Annotated in this window: 20 protein-coding genes; 15 read left to right on the forward strand and 5 right to left on the reverse strand. The window is 71.3% G+C overall.

Translation table 11 applies throughout. The features are described 5' to 3' along the window. Positions 1–3: 3 nt before the first annotated feature. From ACZ6TU_RS28705 to ACZ6TU_RS28755, 11 genes are all read left to right on the forward strand, one after another. Positions 4–945: an ABC transporter permease gene (locus ACZ6TU_RS28705; RefSeq protein ID WP_467677535.1), complete on the forward strand. Its 942-nt coding sequence runs from the start codon at positions 4–6 to the stop codon at positions 943–945. Continuing rightward, positions 942–1,808, forward strand: coding sequence for an ABC transporter permease (locus ACZ6TU_RS28710; RefSeq protein ID WP_467677536.1), 867 nt, complete (start codon positions 942–944; stop codon positions 1,806–1,808). The genes ACZ6TU_RS28705 and ACZ6TU_RS28710 overlap by 4 nt, the downstream gene beginning before the upstream one ends. Continuing rightward, the gene (locus ACZ6TU_RS28715) at positions 1,805–3,196 is read left to right on the forward strand and encodes an aminotransferase class III-fold pyridoxal phosphate-dependent enzyme (RefSeq protein WP_467677538.1); all 1,392 of its coding nucleotides are present in this window, start codon (positions 1,805–1,807) and stop codon (positions 3,194–3,196) included. Before ACZ6TU_RS28710 ends, ACZ6TU_RS28715 begins: the two co-directional genes overlap by 4 nt. A gap of 23 nt (positions 3,197–3,219) precedes the next feature. Continuing rightward, positions 3,220–4,173 (forward strand): succinylglutamate desuccinylase/aspartoacylase family protein, encoded by a 954-nt coding sequence (locus ACZ6TU_RS28720; protein ID WP_469551955.1) that lies wholly within the window; start codon positions 3,220–3,222, stop codon positions 4,171–4,173. After that, the gene (locus ACZ6TU_RS28725) at positions 4,170–5,630 is read left to right on the forward strand and encodes an aldehyde dehydrogenase family protein (RefSeq protein ID WP_469551957.1); all 1,461 of its coding nucleotides are present in this window, start codon (positions 4,170–4,172) and stop codon (positions 5,628–5,630) included. Before ACZ6TU_RS28720 ends, ACZ6TU_RS28725 begins: the two co-directional genes overlap by 4 nt. Next, complete coding sequence (locus ACZ6TU_RS28730; protein ID WP_469551959.1) at positions 5,627–6,565, forward strand: aldo/keto reductase; 939 nt, start codon at positions 5,627–5,629, stop codon at positions 6,563–6,565. Before ACZ6TU_RS28725 ends, ACZ6TU_RS28730 begins: the two co-directional genes overlap by 4 nt. Positions 6,566–6,617: 52 nt before the next feature. Continuing rightward, positions 6,618–7,283: a haloacid dehalogenase type II gene (locus ACZ6TU_RS28735; protein WP_467677546.1), complete on the forward strand. Its 666-nt coding sequence runs from the start codon at positions 6,618–6,620 to the stop codon at positions 7,281–7,283. Positions 7,284–7,334: 51 nt separating this feature from the next. After that, complete coding sequence (locus ACZ6TU_RS28740; RefSeq protein WP_467677547.1) at positions 7,335–8,618, forward strand: NAD(P)/FAD-dependent oxidoreductase; 1,284 nt, start codon at positions 7,335–7,337, stop codon at positions 8,616–8,618. 263 nt (positions 8,619–8,881) lie between these two features. Next, the gene (locus ACZ6TU_RS28745) at positions 8,882–10,945 is read left to right on the forward strand and encodes a galactose-binding domain-containing protein (protein ID WP_467677549.1); all 2,064 of its coding nucleotides are present in this window, start codon (positions 8,882–8,884) and stop codon (positions 10,943–10,945) included. Positions 10,946–10,964: 19 nt separating this feature from the next. After that, a complete protein-coding gene (locus ACZ6TU_RS28750; RefSeq protein ID WP_467677550.1) occupies positions 10,965–11,561 on the forward strand; it encodes a TetR/AcrR family transcriptional regulator in 597 nt (198 codons plus the stop codon). A gap of 100 nt (positions 11,562–11,661) precedes the next feature. Then, the gene (locus ACZ6TU_RS28755; protein ID WP_469551961.1) at positions 11,662–13,641 is read left to right on the forward strand and encodes a heavy metal translocating P-type ATPase; all 1,980 of its coding nucleotides are present in this window, start codon (positions 11,662–11,664) and stop codon (positions 13,639–13,641) included. Positions 13,642–13,661: 20 nt separating this feature from the next. On the opposite strand, the gene ACZ6TU_RS28760 is transcribed toward ACZ6TU_RS28755, so the two are convergent. The 4 genes from ACZ6TU_RS28760 to ACZ6TU_RS28775 form a co-directional block, all read right to left on the reverse strand. After that, positions 13,662–14,729, reverse strand: coding sequence for a LacI family DNA-binding transcriptional regulator (locus tag ACZ6TU_RS28760; RefSeq protein ID WP_469551963.1), 1,068 nt, complete (start codon positions 14,727–14,729; stop codon positions 13,662–13,664). Between the two features lie 103 nt (positions 14,730–14,832). Then, the gene (locus ACZ6TU_RS28765) at positions 14,833–17,217 is read right to left on the reverse strand and encodes a beta-galactosidase (RefSeq protein ID WP_467677719.1); all 2,385 of its coding nucleotides are present in this window, start codon (positions 17,215–17,217) and stop codon (positions 14,833–14,835) included. After that, complete coding sequence (locus ACZ6TU_RS28770; RefSeq protein WP_469551965.1) at positions 17,211–18,977, reverse strand: beta-galactosidase; 1,767 nt, start codon at positions 18,975–18,977, stop codon at positions 17,211–17,213. The genes ACZ6TU_RS28765 and ACZ6TU_RS28770 overlap by 7 nt, the downstream gene beginning before the upstream one ends. 48 nt (positions 18,978–19,025) lie before the next feature. Next, positions 19,026–20,219, reverse strand: coding sequence for an MFS transporter (locus ACZ6TU_RS28775; RefSeq protein ID WP_469551967.1), 1,194 nt, complete (start codon positions 20,217–20,219; stop codon positions 19,026–19,028). A 219-nt stretch (positions 20,220–20,438) separates the two neighbouring features. Here ACZ6TU_RS28775 and ACZ6TU_RS28780 point away from each other — a divergent pair, with 219 nt between their 5' ends. The 4 genes from ACZ6TU_RS28780 to ACZ6TU_RS28795 all read left to right on the forward strand — a co-directional run bounded on the left by ACZ6TU_RS28780 (position 20,439) and on the right by ACZ6TU_RS28795 (position 23,500). Continuing rightward, entirely contained in the window at positions 20,439–21,392 is a 954-nt protein-coding gene (locus ACZ6TU_RS28780; protein WP_467677559.1) for an aminoglycoside phosphotransferase family protein, read from the forward strand. Positions 21,393–21,410: 18 nt separating this feature from the next. Then, positions 21,411–22,070 carry a maltokinase N-terminal cap-like domain-containing protein gene (locus ACZ6TU_RS28785; protein ID WP_469551969.1) on the forward strand — a complete coding sequence of 220 codons (660 nt, stop codon included), beginning with the start codon at positions 21,411–21,413 and terminating at the stop codon, positions 22,068–22,070. Positions 22,071–22,142: 72 nt separating this feature from the next. After that, positions 22,143–22,877 (forward strand): Type 1 glutamine amidotransferase-like domain-containing protein, encoded by a 735-nt coding sequence (locus tag ACZ6TU_RS28790; protein ID WP_467677562.1) that lies wholly within the window; start codon positions 22,143–22,145, stop codon positions 22,875–22,877. Between the two features lie 221 nt (positions 22,878–23,098). Beyond that, positions 23,099–23,500 carry an SseB family protein gene (locus ACZ6TU_RS28795; protein ID WP_467677564.1) on the forward strand — a complete coding sequence of 134 codons (402 nt, stop codon included), beginning with the start codon at positions 23,099–23,101 and terminating at the stop codon, positions 23,498–23,500. Between the two features lie 27 nt (positions 23,501–23,527). Here ACZ6TU_RS28795 and ACZ6TU_RS28800 read toward each other — a convergent pair whose 3' ends face one another. Then, complete coding sequence (locus ACZ6TU_RS28800; RefSeq protein ID WP_467677566.1) at positions 23,528–23,917, reverse strand: MarR family winged helix-turn-helix transcriptional regulator; 390 nt, start codon at positions 23,915–23,917, stop codon at positions 23,528–23,530. Positions 23,918–24,002 lie beyond the last annotated feature (85 nt).

The raw sequence follows: 24,002 nt of genomic DNA on the forward strand, positions 1-24,002 counted from the left end.
TCCATGGCCGGATCCCTCCTCGCCCCGGCGCCCCCGGCCCCGGGCCCCGCGACCCCCGCCGCCCGCAAGGGACGGCTGCACCGGCTGCGCCGCGCCCTGTCCGAGCGCCGCACCCGCTTCGGACTGCTCACGGCCGCCCCCGTCGTCGTCTACCTGCTGGTGCTGTTCGTCTACCCGATCTTCAGCACCCTGCTCCTCAGCTTCAAGGGCGAGGAGGGTGGCTGGACACTGCACTGGTACGCGAACGCACTCCAGGGCGCCAACCTGGAGGTCCTCCTCACCACCCTGCGGATCTCCGCCGAGACCTCCCTGCTCAGCCTGGTAGTCGGGTTCCTGCTGGCCGCCGCCGTCTCCCGGCTCAAGCCCCTGTGGGCAGGGCTGGTGATGGTCATCGTCATCGTGCCGCACTTCATCAGCGCACTGGTGCGCACCTACGGCTGGATCATCCTGCTCGGTGAACGCGGCGTGGTGAACAACATCCTGACGGACCTGAAGGTCCCGGGCGCTCCGTTCCAGATGCTCTACAACGAGATCGGCGTGGTCATCGGCACCACCTCGGTGATGCTGCCCTACACCGTGCTGCTGCTGTACGCGGTCATGAAGGGCATCGACCGCAGGCTGCCGGCCGCCGCGGCCAGTATGGGTGCGGGACGGCTGACGATCTTCCGCCGGGTCTACCTGCCCATGGTCGCCCCCGGCCTGGTCAACGCGGGCATCCTGTGCTTCATCCTCTGCCTCGGCTACTACCTGACCCCCGCCCTCATGGGAGGCCCGAAGCAGACCATGGTCGCCTCGCTCATCAGCGAGCAGGTGATGAAGCAGAACCAGTGGAACGGCGCTGCCGCGCTCGGCATCATCCTGCTGCTCCTCACCTTCGGGGGTCTGATCCTGCTGCGGCTGATCAAGGTCGTGAGCGAGGCCGCGAAGAATCGAGGCATCTCATGATCGCGCTGCGCTCGACCCTGGCCGGGCGGATCTTCCTGACCACCGCGTCGACGCTGATCCTGCTGTTCCTCGCCCTGCCGATCGTCCTCATCGTCGTCACCTCCTTCGGCAAGGACGCGTTCGGCTCCTTCCCGCCGGACTCCTGGACGCTCGGCTGGTACAAGGTGCTGTTCGCCGAGGGCAGCAAGTGGCCCGCCGCGCTCTCGCTGAGCGCCCTGATCGCCTCGCTGACCACCGTGTTCTCGCTCATCCTGGGCATGACGGCGGCGACGGCCCTGGTCCGCAGCAACCTGCCGCTGCGCTCGGCGGTGTACGGGCTGGTCCTGGCCCCGCTGGTGATCCCGCAAGTCGTCATCGCGCTCGGCCTGTTCCTGCTCTTCGAGCCGGCCGCCATGCTCGGCAGCCCGATCGCCATCGCCCTCGGCCACACCGTGCTGGCCTCGCCGATCGCCGTGATGATCCTCATGGCCACGCTGAAGGGCATCGACGAGCGGCTGGAGGACGCCGCGGCCAGCATGGGCGCGAACCGGCTGACCGTCGCCCGGCGCATCACCCTCCCGCTCGCCATGCCCGGCATGATCGCCGCCGCGATCTTCTCCTTCATCACCAGCTTCGACGAGTTCTTCATCTCGATGTTCCTGTCTTCGGTGGACACCGTGACCCTGCCGGTCCAGGTGTTCAACGTCCTCCAGTTCGACGTCGACCCGTCCGTCACGGCCGTCAGCGCCGTGCTCATCGCGATCGCCGTCCTCGCCCTCGTCCTCGTCGCCGCGGGGCGCCGGCTCGGCGGCTCCGGCAAGCAGGAGGGGCTGCTGCCGACGGAGCCCGCCGTGGGCCTGTCCACCGGGAGTGAAACCACATGACCACCAGCACCCGCACCCCGGCCGGTGCGCTGTCCGCCACGGCGGCCAGACACCTGCTGCTCCACATGACCCCCAACGGCTCCCTCGGCCCCGAGGGTGAGAACCTCCTCGTCGTCCGGCGGGGAGAAGGTCCCTACCTCGACGACGCGGACGGCAGGCGCTACATCGACGGTCTGTCGGGGCTGTACTGCTGCCAGATCGGCTACTCCTACGGCCCCGAGTTCGCCGAGGCCGCCGAACGGCAACTGCGCGAACTGTGCTACAGCCCGCTGTGGACCGGCTCCGCACACCCGACGGCGATCGAACTCGCCGAGCGGCTGTCCCGGATCGCCCCGGTCGACATCGAGCACACCTTCTTCTCGAGCGGCGGCGCCGAAGCCGTCGAGACCGCCTGGAAGATCGCCCGCCGCTACCACGCCCTGCGCGGCGAACCGGGCCGCACCAAGGCGATCGCCCGCCGCGGCGCCTACCACGGCCTGACCATCGGCGCCCTGTCGCTCACCGACGACCCCGGCCTCACGCAGCCGTACGGTCCGCCGGCGATCGACACCCGGTTCGTGTCCAACACCAACCGGTTCGGACTCGCCCCCGAGTACGTCGACGACGAGACGTTCACCTCCCGTCTCCTCGCCGAGCTGGAGGCCGCGATCCTGGCCGAGGGCCCGGAGAGCATCGCGATGCTCATCGCCGAGCCGGTGCAGAACCGCGGCGGCTGCATCACCCCGCCGGCCGGTTACTGGCAGGGACTCCGCTCCCTCGCCGACCGCTACGGATTCCTGCTCGTCGCCGACGAGGTGATCACCGCCTTCGGCCGGCTGGGGGAGTGGTTCGGCGGCGACCGCTACGGTGCCCGCCCGGACATCGTCACCGTCGCCAAGGGCATCACCGCCGGATACGCCCCCATGGGCGCCACCATGATCAGCACCAAGGTCACCGAGGTCATCAACCGACCCGGCGTCGTCCTCAACCACGGCTACACCTTCGCCGGACACCCGCTGAGCGCGGCCATCGCCCTGCGCAACCTGGAGATCATGGAGCGGGACCGGATCCTGGAGAACGTCCGCGGACTCCAGGACCACTTGGCGGGCCGGATGGCGGCCCTAGCGGACCTGCCGATCGTGGGCGACGTCCGGGGCGCGGGGTTCTTCTACTCCTGCGAGCTCGTCGGCGACCTCGACGACGGCGGCTTCAGCGACACCGCCCGCGCCGACCTGATCGTCGACCTCGTCCCACGCCGGATGCGCGAGGCCGGGCTGCTGGCCCGCGTCTACAACCGGTCCGCACCGCTGGTCCAGATCGCGCCCCCGCTGATCAGCGACCGCACCCTTCTCGACCGTATCGCCGACATCCTCGCGGAGACCCTCGCCGAGGCGTCCGCCCGCATCTGATCCATGTTTCGGAAAGGCACGACATGTACTCCATCGGTCCACTGACCGTCGCCCCCGGCGAGCGCGCCCAGGGCCTCATCCCGGTCGGCACCAGCAGCTACGGCGTGGAGCTCGGCATCCCGCTGATCGTCGTCAACGGCGCCCAGGACGGTCCGGTCCTCTGTGTGGACGCGGGCGTGCACGGCGACGAGTACGACGGCCAGGAGGCCGTCCGGCGCGTCCTCGGCGAGCTCGACCCGGCCACCCTGCGCGGCACCGTCGTCGGCATCCCCTGCCTGAACACCCCGGCCTTCGAGGCGGCCGCCCGCACCAGCGGTCTCGACCACCTCAACCTCAACCGCATCTTCCCGGGTGACGCGGAGGGCTCGTACTCCCAGCGCCTGGCCGCCACCTTCGTCGAGCAGGTCGTGCCCGCCATCGACGCCCTGGTCGACCTGCACACCGGCGGCGCCTACGGCGAGATCGCTCCGCTGGTCATCCTCCAGGGCGGCTACGAGGACCTGGCGACGGACCTCGCCCTCGCCGCCGGGCACGAGCTGGTCTGGAAGGGCGGCAAGTGGGGCGGCACGGTCCGCCACCCCACCCTTGCGGCCGGCAAGCCCGCCATCACGATCGAGGTCGGCGGCGGCACCTACCGCGAGGCCAACGTCGAGACGCACATGAACTCGATCCGCAACGTCCTGCGCAGCCTGGGCCTGATCGACGGCGAGACAGAGCTGCGGGACACCTACACCACCGTCTCCGGCACCTTCGCCCGCTCCGCCTCCGGCGGCTTCTTCGTCGCTCGCGCCGAGCCGGGGGAGACCTGCAAGGAAGGCGACCTGATCGCCACCATCGTCGACCACTACGGCAACACGCTGGAGGAGGTCCTCGCCCCGCAGGAGGGCATCGTGCTCTGGGTGCGCCGGATCCGCACGGTCCGACCGGGCGACGAGGTCGTCATCTTCGGTGAGGTCCAGGGGGAGATCCGGCCATGACCGGCGAACTGCGGCTGACCGAGCTGCTCATCGACGGCAAGCAGGTGCCCGCCGCCGACGGCCGCTCCTTCACGGTCCTCGACCCGTCCGACGGGACGGCCATCGCCCAGGTGGCGCTGGCCGGCAAGGCGGACGTGGACCAGGCGGTGGCGGCGGCCCGCTCGGCCCTCACCTCTCCCGCATGGGCCCGCATGCGCGCCGCCGACCGGGGGCGGATCCTCTACCGCATCGCGGAGGCCATCCGCTACCAGGGCGAACGGCTGGCACGCCTGGAGAGCCAGGACGTCGGCAAGCCGCTCCGCCAGGCCAAGGCCGATGTCGAGACCGCCGCCCGCTACTTCGAGTTCTACGCGGGCGCCGCGGACAAGCTCGGCGGCACGACGATCCCCCTCGGCCCCGGTCTGATCGACTACACGGTCCGTGAGCCGATCGGTGTCTCCGGCCAGATCATCCCGTTCAACTACCCGCTGCAGAACACCGCGCGGGGCTCCGCACCCGCGCTGGCGGCGGGCTGCACGGTGGTGCTCAAGCCGTCGCCCGAAGCGCCACTCACCCCGCTGGAGATCGGCAGGATCGCCCTGGAGTGCGGTCTTCCGCCGGGCGTCCTGAACGTCGTCCCCGGCGACGGCGAGACCGGCGCGGCCCTCGCCGGGCACCCGGACCTCAACCAGGTCACCTTCACCGGCTCGGTGCCGACCGGCATCAAGGTCGCCCAGGCCGCCGCCGCCAACGTGGTGCCCTCCGTCACCGAGCTGGGCGGCAAGTCCCCGGTCGTCGTCTTCGCCGACGCCGACTTCGACCTGGCGCTGACCGCCGTCGCGGCCTCGGCCTTCGGCAACGCCGGCCAGACATGCTCGGCCGGCACCCGGCTGCTGCTCCAGCGCGGCGCCGAGGAGTTCCTCGACAAGCTGGTCGCACACGCCGCCGCACTGCGCGTCGGCCCGGGTCTCACCGACCCGGACGTCGGCCCGCTGGTCGCCGCCCGGCAACGCGACCGGGTGCTGGGCTACCTGGAGCTGGCCCGCGAGGAGGGCGCCGTGGCACGCGCCGGCGGCGGTGCGCCGTCCGACCCGGCACTGGCCGACGGCTACTACGTCGAGCCGACCGTCCTCACCGGCCTGACCAACGACGCCCGGTGCGCCCGAGAGGAAATCTTCGGCCCCGTCGTCACCGTCATCGAGTTCGACGACACCGACGAGGCCCTGGACATCGCCAACGACAGCCCGTACGGCCTCGCGTCCTACGTGTGGACCCGGGACGTCGACAAGGCGATGCGGCTCGCGGCGGGCATCCGGGCCGGCCAGGTCTACGTCAACGCCACCGGCGTCGGCACCGGGGTGGAACTCCCCTTCGGCGGCTACAAGCACAGCGGCTGGGGCCGGGAGAAGGGCCTCGCCGGCATTGACAGCTACACGCAGACCAAGAACGTCTGCATCGGCTTCGGGAGCCGGTCATGAGATACCGCGCGCTCGGTGAACGCGGCCCGACGGTCTCCGTGGTGGGCGTCGGCGGCAACAACTTCGGCTCCCGCCTCGACCAGGACGGAACGAAGGCCGTCGTCCACGCGGCCCTCGACGCCGGGATCACCCTCTTCGACACCGCCGACATGTACGGCGGGTTCGGGGAGAGCGGCACGGGGCGTGGTGACGGCGAACGGCTCCTCGGTGCCGCCCTCAAGGGGCATCGCGACGAGGTCGTGCTGGCCACCAAGTTCGGCATGGAGATGGGTCCCGAGGCCGACATGTACGGCCGACGCGGAGCCCGCCCCTACATCCGGTACGCCGTCGAGTCCTCCCTGCGCCGGCTGGGCACCGACCGGATCGACCTGTACCAGTACCACGAGCCGGACGGCGTCACGCCGCTGGAGGAGACGGTCGCCGCCCTGCGGGAGCTGGTGGACGAGGGCAAGATCAGGTACATCGGCTGCTCCAATCTCCCGGCCGAGCACCTCACCGATGCCTTCGTGTCCACCCAGGCCCGCTACCACCTGCTCGACCGAGGTGTGGAGGCCGACCTGATCCCCGCCTGCCTGCGCCACGGTATCGGCCTCCTGCCGTACTACCCGCTGGCCAACGGACTGCTCAGCGGCAAGTACCGGCGCGGTGAGCAGCCCCCGGCCGGCAGCCGCCTGTCCTGGCGGCAGGGCTGGCTCACCGACGCGGCCCTCGACAAGGTCGAGGAACTCACCGCGTACGGCGCCAAGCGCGGCCTGACCCTCCTCCAGGTCGCCGTCGGCGGGCTGGCGGCCCTTCCCGGCGTCGGCTCCGTCATCTGCGGTGCCATGACACCTTCGCAGGTCACCGCCAACGCGGCGGCGGCCGACTGGATCCCCGACGCGGCCGACCTGGCCGTCCTGGACGCGATCGTCACCCCCGGCGAACGCGTCGTCTGAAGCCCCCACTCCCTAAAAAATCCGGAAACGCGCGAGACTGAGGCTGGACACCATGCGAGAGATCGTCACCTTCGACGCCTATGCGACCCTGATCAACTTCGAGCTCGGCCCCACGACCCTGAAGGTCCTCGAGGACCGCCTGGATCTGGACAACCTGGACGTCGACGAGTTCCTCGACGACTTCCGTGTCATGCGCTTCCAGGCCGTCCTGGAGGCCTACCGCCCCTACCACGAGATCCTGCACTCCAGCCTGCGCAACGCCATGCGCCTGCACGGCCTGGAGTACCGGGAGTCCGACGGCGACGCCCTCGTCGAGGCCGTCCCCACCTTCGGTCCCTTCCCGGAGGTCCCGGACGCGCTGCGTGCCCTGAAGACCAAGTACGAGATCGCCATCATCTCCAACACCGACGACAACCTGATCGCGCGCAACGTCGAGAACATCGGCGTGGAGTTCGACTACGTGATCACCGCCCAGCAGGCCGGTGCCTACAAGCCGGACCGGCAGACCTTCGAGCACGCCTTCAAGACCATGGGCGTCGAGCCGTCCCAGGTCATCCACACCGCCCAGGGCTGGGAGTACGACCACATCCCGACCCGCGACCTCGGCCTGAAGCGCCGCGTGTGGATCAACCGCTTCGGCCGCCCCGGCAGCGCCGACTACCAGCCGTACGACGAACTGCCCGACATGACGGGCCTGCCCAAGCTGCTCGGCTGCTGACAGCCCGGCGACACGGCGACACAGGACCGAGAACACGACAGGACGCACGCCATGAAGCAGATCCCCTACTGGCTGGACACAGCCCCCGCTCTGCCCGACCGTTCCGGAAAGGACCTGCCCGACGAGGCGGACGTGGTGGTCATCGGCGGCGGCCTCACCGGCCTGTCCACCGCCTACCACACCGCCCGCAAGGGAGCCCGGGTCGTCCTCGTCGAGAAGGACAAGGTCGGCTCGGGTGCCTCCGGGCGCAACGGCAGCATGTGCACCCAGGGCATCACCATCAGCCCCGCCGAGGCGCGCAAGCGCTACGGGCAGGAGCGGGCCCGTGAGCTGTACGACGCCTTCCGCGAGGCGGTCGACGTCGTCGAGGAGCTCACCCGCACCGAGAACATCGACTGCGACTTCAACCGCTCCGGGCGCCTCGGCGCGGTCTGCAAGCCCGGGCACTTCGACGGCCTGCGGGCCAAGCAGCGCGACCTGGCCGACAACTTCGGCCACGAGACGGTCGTCCTGAGCAAGAGCGAACTGCGGGCCGAGCTCGGCACGGACTACTACCACGGCGCTCTGCTCGACCCGCTCAGCGCGGGCCTGCACGTGGGCAAGTTCGTCGGCGGCCTGGCGGACGCCGCCGAGCGTGCCGGCGCCGAGATCCACGAGCGCAACGCCGCCACCGGCCTCACCCGCCTCCCCGGCGGCGGCTTTCTGGTGGAGACCATGAACGGCACCATCCGTGCCAAGCAGGTCATGGCGGCGACGGACGCCTACACCGACCAGTCGATGCCGTGGTTCCGGAAGCGGCTGATCAACGTCGGCAGCTTCATCATCGTCACCGAGCCGCTGGGGGAGGCGCGTGCCAAGGAGCTCATCCCGAACGGCCGCCTGCTGGTCGCCCACAAGAATGTCGGTCACTACGTCCGCCTCACCCCGGACAACCGCCTCGCCTTCGGCGGCCGGGCCCGCTTCGCCCCCTCCAACCCGGCCTCCGACGTCAAGAGCGGTGACATCCTCAAGCGGGAGATGACCGAGATCTTCCCGCAGCTGGCGGGGGTGCGGATCGACTACGTCTGGGGCGGCATGGTCGGCTTCTCCTGGGACCGCATCCCGCACGCGGGTGACGTCAACGGCCTGTACTACTCCATGGGTTACTGCGGCCACGGCGTCCAGATGGCCACCTACATGGGCCGCGCGGTCGCCGAGATGATGGACGGCCGTCCCGAGGCCAACCCGATGCGCGGCTTCGGCTTCCCCAAGGTGCCCGTCCCCTTCTACAACGGCACCCCCTGGTTCCTGCCGTTCGGCGGCGCGTACTACAAGGCGAAGGACCGCCTGTGCTGAGCAGGCTCCGACAGCGGTGACACAGCGGGGACTTGCCGCGCGGCAGGGCGGGAGGTCCCCGCGATGTCCGTCGGTCGCCCCCGCTGTGAAGTGATGCCCCGTCAGTAGGTCATCTGTCCCGGACTCTTGACTCGTGAAGCGGTAGTGGCCATCCTCGTGCACCTTGGGCGAGGTCATGACAACCCGGCTGCTGTTCCCCGGCCTTCGGGTCCCGGACGGCCGGTACGTCGGCCCCGCCATCCCGCCGACCGAGGACGTGGGCAGTGACCAGTGCCGGACGCCCGTACCGTGGACGCAAGAACATCACCGTTGCGTCGCTCCTCCTGCTCGTGCTGGCCGTCGCGCTGGGCCCGACGCCGAGTTCGGCGGCCGGAACCGACTGGTGGAACCCGACCGCACGGCCCGCGCCGGACTCCCGGATCAACGTCACGGGGGAACCCTTCACGGGCACCGACGCCAAGGGCGAAGTGCGCGGCTTCGTCGACGCGCATGACCACATTTTCGCCAACGAGGCCTTCGGTGGCCGTCTGATCTGCGGCAAGCCGTTCTCCGAGCAGGGCGTCGCCGACGCGCTCAAGGACTGCCCCGAGCACTACCCGGACGGCTCGCTCGCGGTCTTCGACTTCATCACCAACGGTGGTGACGGCAAACACGATCCGGTCGGCTGGCCCACCTTCAAGGACTGGCCGGCCCACGACTCGCTGACCCACCAGCAGAACTACTACGCCTGGGTGGAGCGGGCCTGGCGCGGCGGTCAGCGGGTGCTGGTCAACGACCTCGTCACCAACGGTGTCATCTGCTCCGTCTACTTCTTCAAGGACCGCAGCTGCGACGAGATGACGTCGATCCGGCTCCAGGCCAAACTGACGTACGACATGCAGTCCTTCGTCGACAAGATGTACGGCGGGCCCGGCAAGGGCTGGTTCCGGATCGTCACCGACAGCGGGCAGGCCCGTGAGGTGATCGAGCAGGGCAAGCTGGCGGTCGTCCTCGGCGTCGAGACCTCCGAGCCCTTCGGCTGCAAGCAGGTCCTCGACATCGCGCAGTGCAGCAGGGCCGACATCGACAAGGGCCTGGACGAGTTGTACGCGCTGGGTGTGCGCAGCATGTTCCTGTGCCACAAGTTCGACAACGCGCTGTGCGGTGTCCGCTTCGACTCGGGCACCCTCGGAACGGCCATCAACGTCGGCCAGTTCCTGTCGACCGGCACCTTCTGGAAGACGGAGAAGTGCACCGGGCCGCAAGCCGACAACCCCATCGGCAACGCCTCGGCACCCGAAGCCGAGAAGAAGCTCCCGGCGGGCCGGGAGGTCCCCTCGTACAGCGCTGACGCCCGGTGCAACGTCCGAGGGCTCACCGACCTCGGCGAGTACGCCGTGCGCGGCATGATGAAGCGCAACATGATGCTGGAGATCGACCACATGAGCGTCAAGGCCACCGGCCGCGTGCTCGACATCTTCGAAGCCGAGTCCTACCCCGGCGTGCTCTCCTCGCACAGCTGGATGGACATGGACTGGACCGAACGGGTCTACGGCCTCGGCGGCTTCATCGCCCAGTACATGCACGGTTCCGAGGGCTTCGTCTCGGAGGCGAAGCGCACGGACGCCCTGCGCGACAAGTACGGCGTGGGCTACGGCTACGGCACCGACATGAACGGCGTCGGCGGCTGGCCGGGACCGCGCGGGGCGGACGCGCCGAACAAGGTCACGTACCCGTTCAAGAGCGTCGACGGCGGCTCGCTCATCGACCGGCAGGCCACCGGCGAGCGCACCTGGGACCTGAACACCGACGGCGCCGCCCACTACGGCCTCGTCCCGGACTGGATCGAGGACATCCGCCGGGTCGGCGGCCAGGACGTGGTGGACGACCTCTTCCGCGGCGCCGAGTCCTACCTCGACACCTGGGGAGCCTCCGAGAACCACAAGGCCCAGGGCAATCTCGCGAACGGCTCCACCACGTCGGCCAGTTCCTCGGAGTGGAGCCTGTTGACGAGCTACGAGCCGCACCGTGCCGTCGACGGCGACGGCGGCACCCGCTGGGCGAGCGACTGGAGCGACGGCCAGTGGTATAAGCTCGACCTCGGGTCCACGCAGCTCGTCAAGCGCGTCACCCTGGACTGGGAACGCGCGTACGCGAAGTCGTACCGGATCGAGCTCTCCACCGACGGAGTGAACTGGCGAACCGCCTGGTCCACGACAGCGGGCGACGGTGGCCTGGACACCGCGAGATTCGCCGGCACACCGGCCAGGTACGTACGCATCCAGGGGCTGGAACGCGGTACCGACCGGGGCTACTCCCTCTACGAGGTGGGCGTCCACAGCAGCTGACGCCCAGGATCGGGGCTCCATGGCACGGTTGCCGTCCACCGAGCGGCGGCGACAGCTCATCGAAGCGGCGATCAGGGCGATGGCCCGGGACGGCGTCCCCAGGACGACGACCCGGTCCATCGCCGCCGAAGCGGGCGTCTCGCTGAGTGTCTTCCACTACTGCTTCGACTCCAAGCGGGAGTTGATCGAGTCCGTCATCACCACCATCACCGGGCACTACGTGTCAGTGGTGAAGGACGCCCTGCGCCCCAGGGACACCCTCGAGGAGACCGTCCGGGCCGGCTTCCAGGCGTACTGGGACCACGTCCGCGCCCACCCCGACGAGCACATGCTCACCTACGAGCTCACCCAGTACGCTCTGCGCCAGCCCGGCTTCCGGCATCTGGCGCGGCGCCAGTACGAGCTGTACGCCGAGACGTACATCGAGCTCATCGACCAACTGCGGCAGACCATGGGCCTGCGCCTGCGTGTACCCGCCCCTGTCCTGGCGCGCTACCTGGCCGCCATGACCGACGGCCTGACCCTCAACTATCTCGTGCTCGGCGACGACGCCGCCTGGACGGACATCCTCGACACGGTCACCACGCACATCACCGGGCTGGTGGGCGAGCCCTGACAGAGACGTCACGCGTCCGTCGGGAATTGAAGACATGAATCAGTCTTCATGTGTTCCTGTATGGTGGGGGAAGTACGCGCCCCCGCCTGAAGGACCCCTGATGACCTCCACCCTCACGCCGCAGCCGGTCGACCGGGCGGAGCCCGCGCGCACCGGGACCGTGCCCCGGCGGCGTACCCGTGTCCTCGCGCTCCCCGAGGCGCGCTGGGCCGCGGCGGCCACCGTCTTCTTCCTGCTCGCGCTGCCCTTGCAGTTGACCGGCGCGCCCGCCTGGACCTGGGGCCCGCTCTACGCCCTGTCGTACGTCACGGGTGGCTGGGAGCCGGGCTGGGAAGGGCTCAAGGCGCTGAAGGAGCGCACCCTCGACGTCGACCTGCTGATGGTCGTCGCCGCACTGGGCGCGGCGGCGATCGGGCAGGTCATGGACGGCGCCCTGCTCATCGTCATCTTCGCCACCTCCGGCGCGCTGGAGGCGCTGGCCACCGCCCGCACCGCCGACTCCGTCCGCGGCCTGCTCGATCTCGCCCCCGCCACAGCCACCCGGCTGACCCAGGGCGGCGGCGAACAGACCGTACCGGTGGAGGAGTTGGCCGTCGGGGACACCGTCCTCGTGCGCCCCGGTGAGCGCGTCGGCGCCGACGGCCGTGTGCTGGACGGCGCGAGCGACGTGGACCAGGCGACCATCACCGGCGAGCCGCTCCCCGTGGCGAAGGAGCCGGGCGACGAGGTCTTCGCGGGCACCCTCAACGGCACCGGCGCCCTGCGGGTCCGGGTCGAGCGCGACGCGTCCGACTCGGTGATCGCGCGGATCGTCCGGATGGTGCAGGAGGCATCCGAGACGAAGGCGCCCACGCAGCTGTTCATCGAGAAGGTCGAACAGCGTTACTCACTGGGCATGGTGGCCGCGACCCTGGCCGTCTTCCTGGTGCCGCTCGCCTTCGGCGCACAGCTCACCGACTCACTGCTGCGCGCCATGACGTTCATGATCGTGGCCTCTCCGTGCGCGGTCGTGCTGGCCACCATGCCGCCCCTGCTGTCGGCCATCGCCAACGCCGGACGGCACGGCGTGCTGGTGAAGTCGGCCGTGGTGATGGAGCGGCTCGGTCAGACGGACGCGGTCGCGCTGGACAAGACCGGCACGCTGACCGAGGGCAGCCCGCGCGTCACCGATGTCCGGCCGCTGCCCGGATCCGGCCTGGACGAAGGCGAGTTGCTGACGCTTTCGGCGGCGGCCGAGCGGCCCAGTGAGCATCCGCTGGCCCGGGCGGTCGTGGACGCGGCCCGCGAGCGCGGTCTCGACCTGCCCGGCGCCGAGGACTTCACCTCCTCGCCCGGCGTGGGAGTGACCGCCGTCGTGAGCGGCCGTGCGGTCGCCGTCGGCGCCCCGGCGCGCCTGCTGGACGGGGCCGGCAGCACGGTCGCCGCCGTCGCCGGGGAACTGGAGGCGGCCGGTCGTACCGCCGTCCTGGTCCTCGTCGACGGCGCCCCCGCCGGGCTGCTCGGCATCGCCGACCGGCTGCGTCCGGACGCCGCCGCCACCGTCGCCGCGCTCACCACGCTCGTTGGCACCGCCCCGACGCTCCTCACCGGCGACAACCCCCGGGCCGCCGCACACCTCGCCGCCGAGGCCGGCATCGACGACGTGCGCGCCGGGCTGCTGCCGCAGGACAAGCTGACGGCCGTTCAGGAGATGGAGCGCGCGGGCCGCAAGGTCCTGGTCGTCGGGGACGGCGTCAACGACGCCCCCGCCCTGGCCGCCGCCCACACCGGAATCGCCATGGGCCGGGCGGGCTCCGACCTCGCCCTGGAGACCGCCGACGCCGTGATCGTGCGCGACGAACTCGCGGCCGTCCCCACCACCGTCGCCCTCTCCCGGCGTGCGCGCAGGCTGGTCGTCCAGAACCTCGTCATCGCCGGGGTGTTCATCGCCGGCCTCGTCGTCTGGGACCTGGCCGGAAACCTGCCGCTGCCGCTGGGCGTCGCGGGCCACGAGGGCTCCACGGTCCTGGTCGGTCTGAACGGCCTGCGTCTGCTGCGGGAGACGGCCTGGCAGCGGGCGGCCGCCGAGGGAACCGGCTGAGTGTGTCGGTGGACCGTCCGTCAGCGTCTCCGCGGCGGGCCGCTGCTGGCACGCACGACCAGATCCACGGGGACGAGCGTGTCGACGCGGGGCCGTTCCCCGGGACCGTCGATGCGGTCCAGGAGGAGCCGCAGGGAACGGGTGCCGATCTCGGCGAAGTCGGTGCGGACGGTGGTCAGCGGCGGCAGGAGATGCGCGGCCTCGGGGATGTCGTCGTAGCCGACGACGCTGACGTCCCCGGGGACGGAGCGCCCGGACTCGTGCAGGGCGTGCAACAGACCCAGGGCCATCTGGTCGTTCGAGGCGAACACCGCCGTCACCTCCGTGCGCCGGGCCAGCCGGCGACCCAGGTCGTAACCGGAGTCGGCGCTCCAGTCCCCGGCGAGCGGGGCCGGGACGTCGGCACCGGCCGCCTGGAGCGTCGCCTGCCAGCTTGCCAGCCGGTGATCGGCGGAGGTCCAGCCGGTGGGGCCCGCGATGTGCCAGACCGTGGCGTGCCCGAGGCCCAGCAGGTGCTCGGTGGCCTTGCGGGCGCCGGTGCGGGAGTCGCCGGTGACCAGAGGCGTGCTGTCGTCGAGGGCGTTCTCCAGTACCACCAGGGGAGTGTCGAGGTCGGTCTGCGCCAGAGCCCGGCCGACCCACTGCTGCGGGGCGATCGCGATGACACCGTCCGCGCCCTCGGCCGACAGCCGGTTCACGGCCTCGACGACGGTGTCGTGGTCGGCCGTGTCGAGCGCGATGGAGCTCACCAGGTAACCGGCCTCCTGGGCCGCGGTGTTGATGGCCGTCAGGATGGACGCGGGCCCGTACCGGGCGGCGTCGAAGGAGATGACGCCGAGCATCCGGGTCCTGCCGCTGGCCAGCGACCGCGCGCTGCGGCTGGGCCGGTAACCGAGCGTGCGCATGGCGTCCAGGACCGCCTCGCGCGTCTCGGGGCGGACGGCCGGATGGTCGTTGAGCACCCGGGAGACGGTCTGCTTGGAGACGCCGGCCAGCCGGGCCACGTCGGCCATCACCGGCCGCGCCCCCGCGAAGTTGCGCCTGCTGCGGCCCTTGGGCACAGGGCTGTCGGTGGCGCTCGGTGTCATGACGGGTCATTCCTCGACGTCGGTTACGGCGGTCCTGACCCCGCCCGGCAGGAGCACAGCATAGGCCGGGCGGGGCCCGGTGGCCCTCGGAGCCACAGGGGCCTCAGCCCGTCCGGAGCGCCCACGAGCGCGTGACCACCCACTCGGCGTGCCGCACCCCGGCCGCCCGCCAGTCGTCACCCACCTGCCCCGGCACATGCACCGCGGTGTCCGCGGCCAACGGCAGCACCCTCAGCCGCAGGCCCCGCGCCCGCACCTCCTCGACAGGCAGCCGGTCCAGGCCGATGTCCCAGACCCGGCCCGAGTAGAACTGGTCGGCGACCAGGACGTCCCCCACGTAGGCCCGGGCCAGGTCGCCCGTCCAGCGCAGCCGCAGCAGGACACCGGCGGGCGCCCGCAGCAGATCCTCCGGTACGTCGACGCGGTACTCGGCGGCCGCCGTCTCCACGTACTTGTCCGCCGGCACGCTCGCCCGTCCCCGCACGCCCGTCACCGGCTCGGGCGCCCGACCGGCGGGCTTGACCAGGGTGAGGGGCACCGCGGGGTCCGGGAGGGGCGCGGCCTCGATCGTGTAGCGGGTGAACTCGCCGTCCGCCGCCTCCCGCACCCGTGTCCCCGCCACCACCGGGACGGAGTCCGGCGCGGGCAGTACCGCGAACGACGGCTCGGCGGCCGGGCTGTGCAGCCGTACCTCGTCACCGTCGAAGACGACACCGTCCTCGCACAGCACCAGCCGCTCGGCTCCCCAGGCGTCACCCCGGTAGACGGTACGGGCCGTCGCCGCGTCCAGGACCAGCAGCCCGACGCGTGAACCGTCGGCCGCGTCCACCTCGACCAGGGCGTCGGTGCCGGGCCGCACTCCGCTGACCAGGATCCGGCCGGCGACCGGTGTGACCTCCCCGGACGGTGTCGCGACGGACACCACCGTGTCCGCGTCCAGGGCGAGTTCGGGCGCGATGCCGTCGGTCGCGGCCAGCACCAGGACCGTACGCCCGCCCGCCTCGACGGTGCACACCGGTTGCGCGGTCGCCCACTCCAGCCGCAGCCCTGCCACGTCCAGCCGCAGCGGCCAGCAGAAGTAGGCGCCGGAGGGCACCGTGACGGGAGCGCTCGGCAGCGTCAGCGGCGGTGCGTCCGGGAAGTCGACCGTGAAGGCCGTGTCCGGGTGGTCGGGCAGCGGCTCGTGCGGCTGGTGGTTGGTCACGAACAGGAAGCCCGACGTGCCGTCGGTGCGGACGGCCCAGCGCAGCGTGTCCCGGTCGTGCTGCCCGGCCGGCAGCCGCTCGGGCAGCACGGACTCCATGGGGGCGATCCGGTGCCCGAAGCAGTTCAACAGCAGGTGCTGCAGGCGCAGTTCGTGGTACGAGGGCCGGGGCTGGCCGTACTCGCCGAGGGGGGCCTGGAAGTCGTAGGTCAGGACGGGCAGGTCGTTGGGGTAGCCGGTGGCGTGCGACTCCTGAAGGGTCGTCAGTTCACCGGGCGGGTTCGTGCCGCCGTGGAACATGTAGTAGCCCTGCCACACCGAACCGCAGCCGACCTTGGTGAGCCCGAGTGCGCCCACGTCGGCGGCCTCGACCCGGGGGCGCCGGTGGTAGGCCACTGCCATGCCGCCGCCCAACTCGCAGGTGGCCCAGGGGAATCGGTCCGTCGGAGCCGGGTCGGCGCCGCGCACGGTGGTGGGCCGCAGGTCGGCGCCGATGCCCTCGTCGTCGCGCACGTGGGTGAAGAAGAAGTGCTTGCGGCAGGTGTCGGGCCAGCCGCCGTCCGCCTCCGTCCAGAACGCCTCGGGATACCCGCCGTACAGCGGAAGCAGTTCGTCACCCGGGAGTCGGACCCCGCCCCAGGCGGTCGACGTCCACAGCGGCGCGCTCAGTCCGGCCTCCTGGGCCAGGCGCTTCAGGGTGCGCAGATGGCCGGGCTGGTCGTAGAGCTCGTTCTCGATCTGGATCGCGACGATCGGGCCGCCGTGCGCCCGGTCGAGACCGCGCAACTGACCGGCGATCTCCGTGAACCAGGTGCGTACGGGTGCCAGATAGGCCGGATCGTCGGTGCGCGGTGCGCAGGCGCGGGCGAGCAGCCAGTCGGGCAGGCCGCCGTTGCGTACCTCCGCGTGGCTCCACGGGCCGATACGCGGGACGAAGTCCAGGCCGTGGCGGGCGCACAGCTCGGCGAAGCGACGCAGGTCGCGGTCGCCGTCGAAGCGGATCCGTCCCTCGATCTCCTCGTGGTGGATCCAGATGACGTAGGAGGCGACGGCGGTCACCCCGCCCGCCTTCATCTTCAGCAGCTCCTCCTCCCACTCCCGGGCCGGACAGCGGGAGTAGTGGAACTCGCCGGAGACCGGGAACCAGGGGCGGCCACCACGGGTGAGCCAGCGGCCGGTGACCTCGATCGGGTCCGGCACGCCGGGCGCGTCCGCGAAGGGCAGGTGGCCGGTCGGTGGGGGAGCGGAGGGCGCGGGAACGCGCAGCCGGTGCGGGGTCACCAGGTGTTCTCCGGGCCGAGGTCGGGCGTGGCGGTGAGCTGGGCGCGGGTGGCGGTCGTGCCGTGCAGTTCCAGCAGCACCAGCTCGTTGGCGCCCGGCCGCAGCACCGGCGCGGGGACGTACAGCGTGTGCTGCGGGCCGCGGTTCCAATAGCGGCCCAGGTGAAAGCCGTTGACCCAGGCCTGTCCCTTCGTCCAGCCGGGCAGGGAGAGGAAGGCGTCGGCGGGCGTCTCCACCTCGAAGGTGCCGCGGTGGAAGGCCGGCACGGTGACCGCCGCCCCGTCACCCGGGGTGAACGGCAGCGCGTCCAGGTCGGCCGGCGGCAGCGCGTGGCAGTCCCAGCCGCGCAGGACGGTGCCGTTGCAGGAGACGGGCCCGAGCAGGCCCTTCGGGGCGCCGATGCGGGGCCCGTAGTTGACGCCGCCCATGTTCTCGACGAGTACCTCGAGCTCGGCACCCGGGCGCGGGATGCGCACCGGCAGCGTCTCGTCGTGGCGTTCGCGCTCCAGTACACCGACGGGTGCGCCGTCGACGAAGACCTGGGCACGGTCGCCGACACCGCCGGCGAAGTGCAGCAGGCCGTCACCGGAGGCGGGAAGGACGGTGCGGTAGAGCGCGTAGCCGGTGCGCTGCCCGAGCTCGCCCATGGTCACCGGGTCGTCGGTGCGGACCGGGGCGGCGAGCGAGCCGGCCAGGGGAAGCAGAGGTGCCCGGCCGTGCAACTCGACGTCGGTCGGCGGCAGTTTGGGACCGGGCGCCGGGACGGGCTCGTCGGGAACGGCGGCATGGCGGGCGATGACCTCGCGGAAGGCGTGGTACTTCGGGCCCGGGTCACCGCACTCGGTGAGCGCGGCGTCGTAGTCGTACGACGTGACGGTGGGTTCGTAGGCGTGCTTGTGGTTGGCGCCGTTGGTGAAGCCGAAGTTGGTGCCGCCGTGGAACATGTAGATGTTGACGGACGCCCCGGCGGACAGCAGCCGGTCCAGATCGGCGGCGGCGTCGGACGCGTCCCGGACGTGGTGCGGCCCGCCCCAGTGGTCGAACCAGCCGATCCAGAACTCCGCGCAGAACAGCGGGCCTTCGCGTCGGTACTCGCGCAGCCGCCCGAGGCACTGCTCGACGCGGCTGCCGAAGGTGCCGGCGGTCAGCACGCCCGGCAGGCTCCCGGCGGCCAGGTGCTCGGGGTCGGCCTGGTCGCAGGTGAACAGCAGCTCCTCGACGCCCCGGGAGCGGAACGCGTCGGCCAGGTGCTTCAGATACGCGCTGTCGTCGCCGTAGGCCCCGTACTCGTTCTCCACCTGCACGGCGATGACCGGACCGCCCGCCGCTGCCAGGTGCGGCCGGAGCGCGGGCAGCAGCAGGTCCAGGTAGCGGTCGACGGCCCCGGTGAAACGCGGATCGCTGGACCGCAGCCGGATGTCCGGGTCCGAGGTCAGCCAGTCGGGCAGGCCGCCGCCGTCCCACTCGGCACAGATGAACGGGCCGGGACGCAGCAGCACGTGCAGCCCCTCGTCCTGGGCGAGCCGGAGGAACCGGGGCAGGTCGAGGAAGCCGTCGAGCACGAGAGGCCCGTCGGGATCTGGTTGGTGGTGGTTCCACGGGATGTACGTCTCCACCGTGTTGAGGCCCATCAGCCGCGCCTTGCGCAATCGGTCGGACCACAGGCCGGGGTGGACACGGAAGTAGTGCAGCGCACCGGAAATGATCCGGAACGGCTCGCCGTGCAGCAGGAATCCGTCGGACGTCGTCGTCAGGGCGGGCATGCGGAGGCTTCCCTTCGGGGGGTTGGGGGGGAACGTCGATGGGAGTTTTCAATGGGAGCGGGTGACGCGGATCAGCCAGAGCGTGGCGGCCAGGCACAGCGCCGAGACACCGCACAGCAGCAGGGGCACCGCACGGACCCCTGACCACTCGATGGCCTTGCCCAGCGCCGGACCCGCCACGACGCCGCCGACCATGGACGCCGCGATGACCAGGGCACCGGCTCTCCGGGCCCGCGGGGCGGCCCGGTTCAGCCAGGGCAGCCCGGTCGGGAAGATCGGCGCGATGAACAGACCGACACCGGCGTACGCGTACGGCGCCAGCGCCGGCACGGACGCGGCCAGCAGACACACCGTCATGCCCGCGCAGGACACGGCGATGATGGCCTGGGCGGAGAAGCGCAGCGCGAGCGGCGCGACCAGGAAGCGGCCGACGGTCATCATCAGCCAGTACACGGAGGTGGCGGTGGCGGCCACGCCCGCGCCGTAGCCGACGGTCTCCAGATGCGTGGGCTCCCAGCCGCCGACACCGGCCTCGATGCCGATGTGCAGGACGTAGAGCGCGACGAAGACGGCGAGCACCGAGGCGAGGCTCCGCCGGAGGACCCCACCACCGCTCGTCTCGTTCCCGGCCGGGACGGGCGCGTCGTTCCGTACTCCCTTCAGACACAGCAGCAACGGCAGGTTGGCGAGGGCGAAACCGAGAAAGACGGCCGGGTAGTGCTCGGAGCCGACCACGCCGATCAGGGCGGGGCTGAGGATGGCGCCGATGCCGAAGTGGGCGTGGAGGATGTTCAGCATCGCGGTCGAACGGTGGCCGAAGCCCACGGCGAACAGCTGGTTGAGCCCGTAGTCGATGCCGCCGAAACCGAGCCCGGCGAGCAGGGCCGCCGCCAGGGCGGCGGGCCAGCCGGGCGCCAGCGCGAAACCCGCCGCGCCGACCGCCATCAGCAGGTAGGAGCTGCCGAGGATGTACCGGTTGCCGACCCGCCCGTAGAGCCGGTCGAACAGCAGCACACCGGCCACGCCACCGACGAAGTGGGCACTGAGCCCCAGCCCGGCGGCGGACGGCGAGAGCCCGAACTCCGCACGGAAGCCGGGTATCGCGGGCCCGTACAGGGCCTGCAACGCACCCATGAGCACGAAGCCCACGCAGGAGGCGACCACGGCGGACCGGCTGAAGACCGGGGCGGACGGAGCGGGGGAGAAGGTGACTGCGCGCTGTGCGGTGGGCTGGTCGGTCACGCGGACTCCGGGGGACGGCCGGCCCCATGCGGGGGCGGGCGGAGGACACATCGCGTACGGCTTGAAGCAAGGGCGAGCGAGGGCGATGTTACCGGTAACATGAGATCCACCAACACCCCTTGACGGCATGAAAGAGAAGCTTCTCGCAAGCTCCGCACCGCTGCGACCGCTCCGGTAATCGCATGGTCAAATTGCTGCAGCTGCTGATCTAATGCGCGCGTGGAGACCCCCAGGAGCGACGCACCGCGTCCAGCCGCCGACCCCTGGCCCGGATACTTCGCCGACCGCGGACACCCGGAGGCCCGCCGTATCGGCGCCGGCGTCGAGGGGGCCGTCTACGGGCTGGGCGCCGGCCGGGTCGCCAAGGTGTGGACCGGCAGGCCGCCGACCGAGCTCACCCGCCGGGTCTACGCGGACATCGCAGCACACCGCCTGCCCTTCGCCACCCCCGAGATCCTCGACGTCCAGGAGCACCAGGACATCGTGGTGACGTACGAGCGTGAGCTGCCCGGTGTCCCGATGCGGGGCGACTCCGCACATGAGGAGTACGAGCGCGAACTGCCCCTCCAGCACAAGAACACGCTGCTTGCCGTCCTGCGTGCTCTGGCCTCGGTGCCGGGTACGGACGCGATGCGCCGGCTGACCGTCCAGGGCGACGACCGGCCCCTGTGGCAGGGCCACGACCGCTTTCAGGATGCGCTCGCCGCCTTGGTCGCTCGGGCCACGGCCCGGCACGGTGCTGCCCTCGCGGCGCGGGTGCCCGCCTTCGACGCCGGGGTGCAACGCACGCTCAACGCGCTGCGGTCGCTGCCCGATGCCCCGGTCACGGTGATCCACGGTGACCTCGTGCCGCCCAACATCCATGTCGACACGGCCGGCCGACCTGTCGCCGTACTCGACTTCGGCTTCCACACGACCGCGGGCGACCCGGCCTTCGAGGCGGCCGTCACCGCCGCCGTCTACGACATGTACGGCCCGCGCGCCCAGGAGCACACCGCGGAACTCACCCAGCTCTTCGCGCAGCGGCTCGGCTACTCGCCCGCCGCCCTCACCGCCTATCAAGCCGCCTACGCCCTCACCACCTACGACCTGTTCGGCCCGGACGACAGCGACGGACACTTCCGGTGGTGTGCCGGGCAGTTGCGTCGCAACCGTCTGTTCGGGCCGACGTGACGGAAGGAATCCTTCGGCATGGCCGTCATCCACCACACCTCACTCGAACCGACCAAGGTGGAACTGCTCGCCTCCTGGCTGCCCTCCCGTCCGTGGTACCGCGGCGGCGTGGCCGAACCGAGGCCGGCCAAAGCCGGTGGGTTCCGGCTGGACGACCCGCAGGGCGAGGTCGGGATCGAGTTCATCGTCGTCACCGACGCCTCCGGTCCTCACCCGGCCACCTACCTGGTGCCGCTCACCTATCGCGGTGCCGCGCTCGACGGGGCGGAGCATGCCCTCGTGGGCACCATGGAGCACGGCGTGCTCGGGCGGCGCTGGGCCTACGACGGCTGCCACGACCCCGTGCTGCTCGCCCAGTTGGGGGCCTTGATCGAGGGGCGGGTGCAGGCCCAGGACCAGAACATCAGCGATGCCCCTGACCGGGAGGTCGTCGCGTCCCACACCGGCGAGGGCCCCCTCCCCACGGACTTCATCGCCTCCGACGACCAGGACGGCACCCGACTGACCACGCCACACGGTACGACCCTCCGCTTGCACCGGGTCCTGCAACCTGCCCCGGACGGCCCGTTTCCGCCCTCTCAGGGAGCGACCGGCCAGGTCACCGGCTCCTGGCAACTCCCGGATGGCACCCGCGCCCGCGGGGTGTTCGCCGTCTTGCACACCGGCCCCGGGGCCTAGGGGGCGTCGTTCACGTCGCACACGCGCGCGCACACGCCCGTGCACAGGCACCCCGTCCAGGAAGGCACCGCCATGGCCGTCGAACCCCCGCAGCGCCTCGCCCTCCTCGGTGGCGGCTTCTCCACCGACGACGACGGCCTCCTCGACGACTGGGTACTGGCCCGGGCACGCGCCTCCCGCCCCAAGGTGTGCTTCGTGCCCACGGCCAGTGGAGACGCGCCGGCCTACATCGAACAGTTCCGCATGGCGTTCGGGGGCCGCCCCGCCTGTGAACCCTCCGTCCTGCACCTGTTCCGCCGCGAGCTGGACGACGACGCACTGCGCTCCTTCCTGCTCGCCCAGGACGTCGTCTACGTGGGCGGTGGCAATACGGCCAACCTCCTCGCGGTATGGCGAACCCACGGCATGGACCGGCTGCTGCGGGAGGCCTACGACCACGGCACGCTGCTGTGCGGCATCAGCGCGGGCGCCAACTGCTGGGCCGAGGGCTCGCACACCGACTCCTTCGGGCCGTTGACGTACCTCCCCGACGGCCTGGGGCTGCTGCCCGGCTCCGTCTGCCCGCACTACGACGGCGAACCGGGTCGTCGGCCCTCCTACCGTGCGGCCGTGGCAGCGGGACAGCTGCCGTCGGGCTGGGCGGTGGAGGACGGGGCCGCGGCACTGTTCACGGACGGTGTGCTGACGGAGGCCGTCACCCGGGCACGGGGAGCCGGGCTGTACCGGGTGGAATCGGACGCGGGTGGTGGCGTGAGCGAGCGTGCGCTGCCCTGTCGGTTGCTCGGGGCTCCCGGTAGGCGTTCCTGAACGCCGGGCGCATGGCCTGGGACGTCTCCAGGGCACCCTCCTGGCCAGGCGGGGCGGCTGCGACCGACTCGGACTGCCCTCCGGCCACATCCCACTGCTCTCCTGAACCTCGGAGATCCAGCAGGATTGCCCCGGGCACGATCGGGTACGCGAGCAACACCGCGCCTGGGGCGGATCTTGTCCCGGGTGGGCCGCACGACCGCCGCTATCAGGGAATCGCTATGGAGACACCCGCAAACGACCCCACGCCCACGCCCGCCCAGCGGGCTCTGGACGTCCTCACCGACAACACCGAGGACGCGGCGGCTCTGGACGCGCTCGCCAACAGCGACGTGCTCATCCCCGTGCCCGACGACGCGAACGACGCCGACGCCGCCAACCCCTCGGCGGTGGCGCTGCCGGTGCTGGAGCAGCCGGGCGGCGAGCCGGTGGTGCCCGTGTTCACCTCGGAGGTGGAAATGGCCGGGCTGCTGCCGTTCGTCTCCCGCTACCGCTTGGTGCCGCTCGGCGCCCTGGCCGCCCAGTGGCCGGCCGACGACCTGTCGCTCACCATAGACGGCAGCTCGGAGCACCGCCTGACGCTCACCTCGGAGGGAGTACGCACCCTGCTGGCACGTCCGTAGGACCGAGTGGGCCCGGGCCCGGGCGGTCTACGCGCCCAGCGTCCGGGCCAGCGCGGCCCGCTGCAGCGGCAGTACCTCCGCGTGCAGGTCACGGCCCTTGGAGGTCAGGGCCACCCACACACCGCGCCGGTCCTCCACGCACACGGAACGCGTCACCAGCCCGTCCTTCTCCAGCCGGGCGATGAGCCGGGACAGCGCGCTCTGGCTGAGATGGACCCGCCCGACCAGGTTCTGTACCCGGCACTGCTCGCCCTCCTCGGGTGCCGCGGTCGCGAGGATGTCCAGGACCTCGAAGTCGGACGCGCCGAGGCCGTGCGGATGCAGCACCCGGTCGATCTCGCACATCGTGCGCGCGTGCGCCGACAGGATGTCCCGCCACCGTTCCTCGAGCCGCGTACCAGCCGTTTTCGCCGCCATATGTGAACGGTAACACCGGTGCAGCGTTCAATGACCGTGCATGCAGTACGCGTCCATCGACGGGTCGCAGGAGCCCTAGCCGGGG

This window comes from Streptomyces sp. NPDC052064, assembly GCF_055585925.1.